Here is a 6094-nt window from a genome sequence, read left to right as displayed (position 1 = left end):
GAGGCACATCCCGACTGCTCCCATTTTTCGTCAGCGGCAGATGCGCAACACGCCGGTCGAGGTCTATGTGCTCCCAGCGCAAGCTCAGCAGTTCGCCCCGACGCATCCCAGTTTCGACAGCGAGCTCGATCAGCGGGCGCAGGTAGGAGACCCGGCCTTTGTCAGCGGCGGCGAGCAGAATCTGCTCCTCGTTGCCTTCAAGGCGCCGCGTGCGGCCCTTCAGCGGCGAGGGCCGGCGCACGAGCTTGCAAGGGTTCGTCGCAAGGTGGATGCCCCACTCGCGGCGCGCGTTGTCGATCGCATGCGAGATGGTGTTCAGCTCGCGGATCACCGTCGCCGGCGCCACTACCTTGAGGCGCTCATCGCGGTAGGCAGCGAGATCAGCCGTCGACAGCAGCGTCATCGTGTGGTGGCAGATGGGGCGACGTAGGATGCCGTTGATGCGTGCGACCTCAGTGACTGCGCTTCGCTTCGTCGGCGATACCTCGTCCCGGTAACGTGTCAGGAGCTGCGCGAGTGTCATGCTCTCGGCCGGGCGCATGTCCGGCAGCGCACCGTTACGGTCGAGCTCCGCCTCAAGGCTGCGAGCCCAGCGCTCCGCGTCGCTCTTGCTGTCGAAGCTTTTGGAGCGCGGCTGCACGCCTTTGCGGCGAACAGCAGCCTGCCAGCGTCCCCGGAGCTTCCTGATCGTCGCCATCGCGGCCTTGCTGTCCTTGTGCGTGAGCGCTGCACTGAAGGACGCCGCTGGAGACGGTGCAAGCAAAACCCCGACGGAGTCGCTGGCGCTCGTCATTGTCTCGCGGGTCGCCGGACGCTCCGGAAATCCGAGGGGCTCCAAGTCCGCGTTCCTGTAAATGTATATACAGATAGATAGAGGTATATCTTTATCAGGATCGCGGACTTGGATGCTCACGGCTTCCGGCGATCCACGAGAGCTGGAGTTGAAGTGAGTAGTCAGCAGCAAGTTCTCACGCTCCGGGAAGTCGCGCTCACGCTGATGCTATTGGCTCAGTGCGTCGCCAAGGAGACCGCCTGTGAGCGGGCGAGACAGGCGAGAGGCGCCGTGTAGGTCCGTATTTCCACTGCGTTCCCAACTATCCGGCTCTCTACGGGAGGCGCACACTCTCAAGGCACTCACACACGCAGGCACGCTCTATGGGTCGTCTCTCTGGGGCTCCCCTATGACGCTCTCGCGCTCATGCGCCTGCCTGTGCGTCACGCCCTATCAAGTGGATGCTCTTTGCGTTCGTCACACAGTGTCACAGAGCGCGTTTCTCTGTTTCGACGTCTCTCTGACGCTCTCATGCTCTTCCCGAAGCTCAGTGAGCTTCTGATGCGATCTTCCCCTGAGAACGCTCTCGATCGGGTCCATGTCTATCTATCGGATGAGTGTCTGTTTGGCCGGAATTCGGGGCTGATTGAGTCATGTCTCCCGAGGGGACAAATTTCGCAAAATCGGGTTCGCATTGAATTTTGAGGGGACATCCAGGGGACATCTGGGTGACATCGAAGGGACAAGTAGGGGACATCTTGTCCCCTCGTTCGATAGTTCGCATTGGGCCTTGAGGGGACAACAAGGGGACATCTGGGTGACAGCCTGTCCCTGCGGACCGTAGGCCTGCCGGAGCCTGGACCAGGTGGACCGAGCCTCTCTGGACCGACTCAATACCAATAGAAGTCCACGGCCGGCATCGGTCCCGGTCCCTCGGTGACGGCGTGGGTCCAGATGCAGGTCTTCTCGTAGTGGCGCGGTGGCTGGCCCTCGTAGCGGACGCACTCGTAGCGGCCGATCCGCTTCTCGACCAAGACCTTGGTCCCCTTCGGGATCGTAGTGCACACGCGCCCGCCTCCGACCTTCGGGTTGGTCGGATCTGACAGCTCGGCGAGCGCACGCGGGGCGCGGGCGCGCTCCAGAGGGTTATTGCGGTCGTTGGCGTAGAGCTGGATCCGGTCCCAGTCGGCCAGATTCATGCAGGCAGCCTGGTCTCTCTTGACGGTGAACGGTCCTGGTTTCTCCGCGAGCTCGCCGGCATGGGCGGCCGTGGCGAGGATCAGGGACGCGAGGATGAGGGCATGTGTCTTCATGCCTTCGCATGTAGCCACTCCTTGATCGCCAGTCGGGTCCAATCTGTCTGCCGGCCTCACGATCGCTCTGATGAGCCTGCGCCTCGGCGTCCCTTCTGGTCCGCTCAATCGCACATCGAATTTTTCTCCGAAAACGCCGCTCCTCGACCGCTATAACAGGAAAAGCAGATGCGCTGATGGGCAGCGCTCGAGGGAAGTCATGGTTCATACACACGCGCGCCTTGCAATCGATGGCCTGGACAAGCTCCAGCGCATCACAGAGGCAATGCTTACTGACTACGAGAAGGCATGGAAGATCTAACGATGCGCCGCGCGTTGACTGCCTATTACAGGCAGGGCGGCACTCGCATGCCGTGCAAGCATCTGTCGCGCATCGCGAAGCACAGGAACAAGCGTTACGCCTACCTGGCAGATGAGGCTGGGACTTTGGCTGTATATAGGATCACCGGGGAGCGTAGCTTCAGGCGGAAGGCCAAGACATGGCCTAAGGCCATCGAGACAGTGTCCATGTTCCGCCAGGGCATAATGCTCTACAAGGCCCAGCAGGGCGCAGCGTTGGCCAGTCATGTTGAGATGGACAAAGCGGCCTGAAAACATCCGCGGGAGCATGCTCTTCGCTCACTGTCACTCATACTCGGCACGGTTCGGGCAGTGGTGTAAACAGCCTTGCCGTTAGCACTTGTGATGGAGCTGGGGCAATCATCGCTATATGCACCCAGCTCCATTCGCAGCCTACATTCGCAGAAACAAAACAAAGGTAACGATGAGCGACGGCGTCTACATGATCCGCGACGACAACACGCTCGTCGAGATGCGATCAAGCCCCTTCGAGAGCGAGGAACTGCTACAGCGCCTCCTAGCAACTCACCCAAGCCTGATCGCCGGTGATGCCGTTGATCCTAACCATCCGCGTCGCTGGCTCCTCATCGCACGTGAGCAAGCTGTGCCGGGTGAAGAAGGAGGCTCCGGACGCTGGTCGCTCGATCATCTCTTTGTCGACCAAGACGGTGTGCCGACGCTCGTAGAGGTCAAGCGCGCCAGCGACACCCGCGGTCGCCGTGAAGTCGTCGCTCAGATGCTCGACTACGCTGCGAATGGTGTCGTTTACTGGCCGATCGATGCGATCAAGCAACAATTTGAGCGCACATGCGCTTCAGGTGAGCGTGACGCTGACGAAGCACTGCGTGAACACCTCGGACGTCCCGACGCCGACTTGAATGAGTTTTGGCGCAACGTGGACGTCAATTTACGTGCGGGGCGGATCCGCATGGTATTCATCGCGGACGTAATCTACCCGGAGCTCAAGCGCATCGTTGAATTTCTGAACGAACAGATGAGCCCGGCCGAAGTCATCGCTCTCGAAATTAAACATTATACTGGGCAGGGACTGCGGACTCTTGTGCCACGGCTGATTGGTCGGACGGCTGAAGCGGAGCGCCGCAAGAGCACGCGCTCGTCATCAACCACAGACAGCCCGCGCCCGGAGCTCAACCCTGAGGAATGGTTCGCCAAGCTCACCGAGCAACGGGGGGCCGGTGAAACAGCGGTGGCACGTGCTGTTTATGATTGGTGGGTAGCCCGGGGCGGAAAGTATGAAATCACTACGGCCCAAAAACCTTCGATGATCGTGAAGCTTGAGCATGAGCACGGTCACTGCTGGCCGTCGATCATGCGAACGAACGGCCGGGTGACGACAGCCCTGTGTTACGTGATGAGAAGCGCGCCTTTCGATGCCGTTGAGGCTCGCCGAGAGGTGCTGGAGACGCTCCAAAGGACATTCGGGCAGCGCTATGGGGAGCGAGCGGTCGACGGCGAGCCCTACGTGCCTCTTGCCCTACTTCAAGAGCCTGCGGAGCTAGAGAAGCTGTTCGCCATCTGGCAGTCCATGATCGATCGGATCCGTGCCGGAGCCTGACCGTTGGCACGATCGAAACTGCAACCGCTCTCGCGGCTAACGCTCGGCGCGCAGGCTTTTGAGGAAGCGTCGAGCCACTTCCCGCACCGCCTCGTCGTCTCGATCGTCGCCGTGAGCTTTGTCCCATAGGTGGTCGAGGCTGCCGTCGAGCTCATCCAACAGATCGGGATGACGCTGGGCGACGAACCGGATCGTGCCAAACAGGAGATGCTCGATCGCCATCTCGCGACGACGCGCATCGATGGCTTGGTCAGCGGCTGGGGCAGAAAATTGATCAGACATGTCTGCACAACGTCGTCGTCGTCGAAGCGGTTCGTGGATCACCGAGGATCGAGTGCCGCATGCTGCATCGTCGGACCAGCAGGCCCATATCGCAGAATGCGTCCACCGATCGCCAACATGATCGGCTGCCGCGAAGAGACGTCGGCGCAGCGCCTCTGGTCACAGGGCCCTTGAACGCTCAAGGTGGCATTCGGGTGTGGAAGTTACGATGTGTTCGCTGACAGAGCCTCGATCGAGCAGCCGGAGACGATCGAGAGCGGGCGCTCCTCCAGAATGTCGGGGGCGCCACGCGGGCGGGCCGCCTCATCGTCGGCTTTGATGAGGAGCCAGGAGGCTTGCCGCCCTCGGGGCGCCATGCGCCTGAGGTGCCACCCGCCGGTGAGCTTCTCGCCGCGGAGGCGGAAGCGGAGCGACCCGGAGGCGAGGTCGGCCACCGGATCGCCGTTCGGCTCCCAAGTGCCACGATCCCACAGGAGCACGGCGCCCGCCCCATAGGACCCAGACGGAATCACGCCCTCGAAGCTGCCGTAGCTCAGGAGGTGGTCTTCGACTTCGATGGCGAGCCGCCGCTCTCCGGCAACTAGGCTCGGACCGCGGGTCACCGCCCAGCTCTTCAGCACGCCTCCAACTTCGAGCCGGAAGTCGTAGTGGAGCCGACGTGCGGCGTGCTTCTGGACGACGAAGGACGGCATTTAAACGGTGGTCGGTCCGGGTCTTGGGCCAACCAGCTAACGGCAACGCTGGTTCAAACGCAGCGATGACAGCCCGTTCTGCCCGCTCTGCGTGCCCCTTTTGCGCTACGCACTTCCAGGTTTCACAGCCAAGAGATGCCGTTGGGGAGCGGACCGTGCTCAACCGCGTTGGACTTGCATCCCCGATGCTCACAGGGCTGGCTCGGTCAGGCCGCCAGGGTGGGCAGGCTAACGAGGGAATCATCGCCGCTGGGAGCGATTCTTTCCAGGATCATGTAGCGGGCGCGCTGCAAGGCCCACTCGTCATTATGTTCGAGCAGCCTGGACGGATCTGAGTAGGTCAGACGGACTGCATTTCCAGCTTCGACGGAAAACGCGCCCATAATGCTGGCCGTCGCCTTGACCAAGCCCGCACATCAGGTCTTTCTCCCAAAATAAAAACCCAATACGAGAGTCATCGCCCCAGTAAGAACCTGATTGACTTCCGTCTTCCCGGCATAAAGTATCGTGATAAACACTATCATGAACATTGCAATGAAAGCTGAAACAAAACCAGGATCGGATATCCGTTCCCATATAGACGGATGCGAGGACACGAAATCGGATAACTGCTCGATATCTCTGGAGACATAAGAGGTTCTACCGTCCGACCATATAGCCCACTCCCCACTGCTGCCGTCTGCATGCTGAAATTCTATCAGGTATATCCTTCCGTTTAGGCCATATCTAACAGATTTATAGACCTTTGCATTTTTGGCATCACGGTGATGAGATAGCAATGCTTGGAGGGCGGCCTGCCCGCCATCGCCAGTCTCCTGCAAAGCTGATCTTTCAGTCATTTGCCTGCTCCGCCAACGCCCCCAAATAATCTCTCAAGTGAGGGGCCGTGCTCGACAGTCCTAGTATACAGTCTCTACGATTTTAATGAAAGTCTCAGTTTGCATTCGTTGTGCATAGGTGGAATTTTGATTGAGGTAGTCCGTTGGAAGGAGGTCATTCCATGTAAGCTTCAAGGCAGACTACCTCAAAGCGTGCGGCCCAGATCGACCCGTCCGCATCCATGGCGGCATCATCATCTATCCCGCCGGGGCCGCCGCTGTGATCCTAACGGGTTTTGGGC

General features: G+C 60.1%; 8 protein-coding genes and 1 pseudogene. 3 read left to right on the top strand and 6 right to left on the bottom strand.

What is annotated here, in order from left to right:
* Window positions 1-838: tyrosine-type recombinase/integrase (locus tag MFF42_RS23380; protein ID WP_238258138.1), on the bottom strand; the 838-nt coding region annotated here is incomplete at its 3' end.
* An 824-nt stretch (window positions 839-1662) separates the two neighbouring features.
* Complete coding sequence (locus tag MFF42_RS23375) at window positions 1663-2085, bottom strand: hypothetical protein (protein WP_238258137.1); 423 nt, start codon at window positions 2083-2085, stop codon at window positions 1663-1665.
* A gap of 70 nt (window positions 2086-2155) precedes the next feature.
* On the opposite strand from MFF42_RS23375, the gene MFF42_RS23370 reads away from it, so the two are divergent.
* From MFF42_RS23370 to MFF42_RS23360, 3 genes are all read left to right on the top strand, one after another.
* On the top strand, window positions 2156-2386 hold the full coding sequence (locus tag MFF42_RS23370) for a hypothetical protein (protein ID WP_238258135.1): 231 nt from the start codon (window positions 2156-2158) through the stop codon (window positions 2384-2386).
* On the top strand, window positions 2374-2676 hold the full coding sequence (locus MFF42_RS23365) for a hypothetical protein (protein ID WP_238258134.1): 303 nt from the start codon (window positions 2374-2376) through the stop codon (window positions 2674-2676). The genes MFF42_RS23370 and MFF42_RS23365 overlap by 13 nt, the downstream gene beginning before the upstream one ends.
* Before the next feature lie 172 nt (window positions 2677-2848).
* The gene (locus MFF42_RS23360; RefSeq protein WP_238258132.1) at window positions 2849-4000 is read left to right on the top strand and encodes a PDDEXK family nuclease; all 1152 of its coding nucleotides are present in this window, start codon (window positions 2849-2851) and stop codon (window positions 3998-4000) included.
* Between the two features lie 36 nt (window positions 4001-4036).
* Here the strand turns inward: MFF42_RS23360 and MFF42_RS23355 are convergent, their stop codons facing one another.
* From MFF42_RS23355 to MFF42_RS23340, 4 genes and pseudogenes are all read right to left on the bottom strand, one after another.
* Window positions 4037-4282, bottom strand: a complete 246-nt coding sequence (locus MFF42_RS23355) for a hypothetical protein (protein ID WP_238258131.1) — start codon at window positions 4280-4282, stop codon at window positions 4037-4039.
* 227 nt (window positions 4283-4509) lie between these two features.
* Window positions 4510-4968: pseudogene (locus MFF42_RS23350) on the bottom strand (DNA polymerase ligase N-terminal domain-containing protein); the annotation flags it as partial.
* Window positions 4969-5180: 212 nt separating this feature from the next.
* Complete coding sequence (locus MFF42_RS23345; protein WP_238258140.1) at window positions 5181-5381, bottom strand: hypothetical protein; 201 nt, start codon at window positions 5379-5381, stop codon at window positions 5181-5183.
* Window positions 5382-5390: 9 nt separating this feature from the next.
* Window positions 5391-5813 (bottom strand): hypothetical protein, encoded by a 423-nt coding sequence (locus tag MFF42_RS23340; RefSeq protein ID WP_238258129.1) that lies wholly within the window; start codon window positions 5811-5813, stop codon window positions 5391-5393.
* Between the last annotated feature and the right edge of the window lie 281 nt (window positions 5814-6094).

The organism is Methylorubrum podarium (genome assembly GCF_022179745.1).
GTDB lineage: Bacteria > Pseudomonadota > Alphaproteobacteria > Rhizobiales > Beijerinckiaceae > Methylobacterium > Methylobacterium podarium.
Note: the sequence above shows the minus strand (reverse complement) of the source record. Positions and strands in the feature narration are given on the sequence as shown.

Excerpts from the sequence above, each read along its gene's own strand:
- MFF42_RS23375 (WP_238258137.1), bottom strand. The coding sequence starts at position 2,085 with ATGAAGACACATGCCCTCATCCTCGCGTCCCTGATCCTCGCCACGGCC.
- MFF42_RS23370 (WP_238258135.1), top strand. The coding sequence starts at position 2,156 with ATGAGCCTGCGCCTCGGCGTCCCTTCTGGTCCGCTCAATCGCACATCG.
- MFF42_RS23365 (WP_238258134.1), top strand. The coding sequence starts at position 2,374 with ATGGAAGATCTAACGATGCGCCGCGCGTTGACTGCCTATTACAGGCAG.
- MFF42_RS23360 (WP_238258132.1), top strand. The coding sequence starts at position 2,849 with ATGAGCGACGGCGTCTACATGATCCGCGACGACAACACGCTCGTCGAG.
- MFF42_RS23355 (WP_238258131.1), bottom strand. The coding sequence starts at position 4,282 with ATGTCTGATCAATTTTCTGCCCCAGCCGCTGACCAAGCCATCGATGCG.
- MFF42_RS23340 (WP_238258129.1), bottom strand. The coding sequence starts at position 5,813 with ATGACTGAAAGATCAGCTTTGCAGGAGACTGGCGATGGCGGGCAGGCC.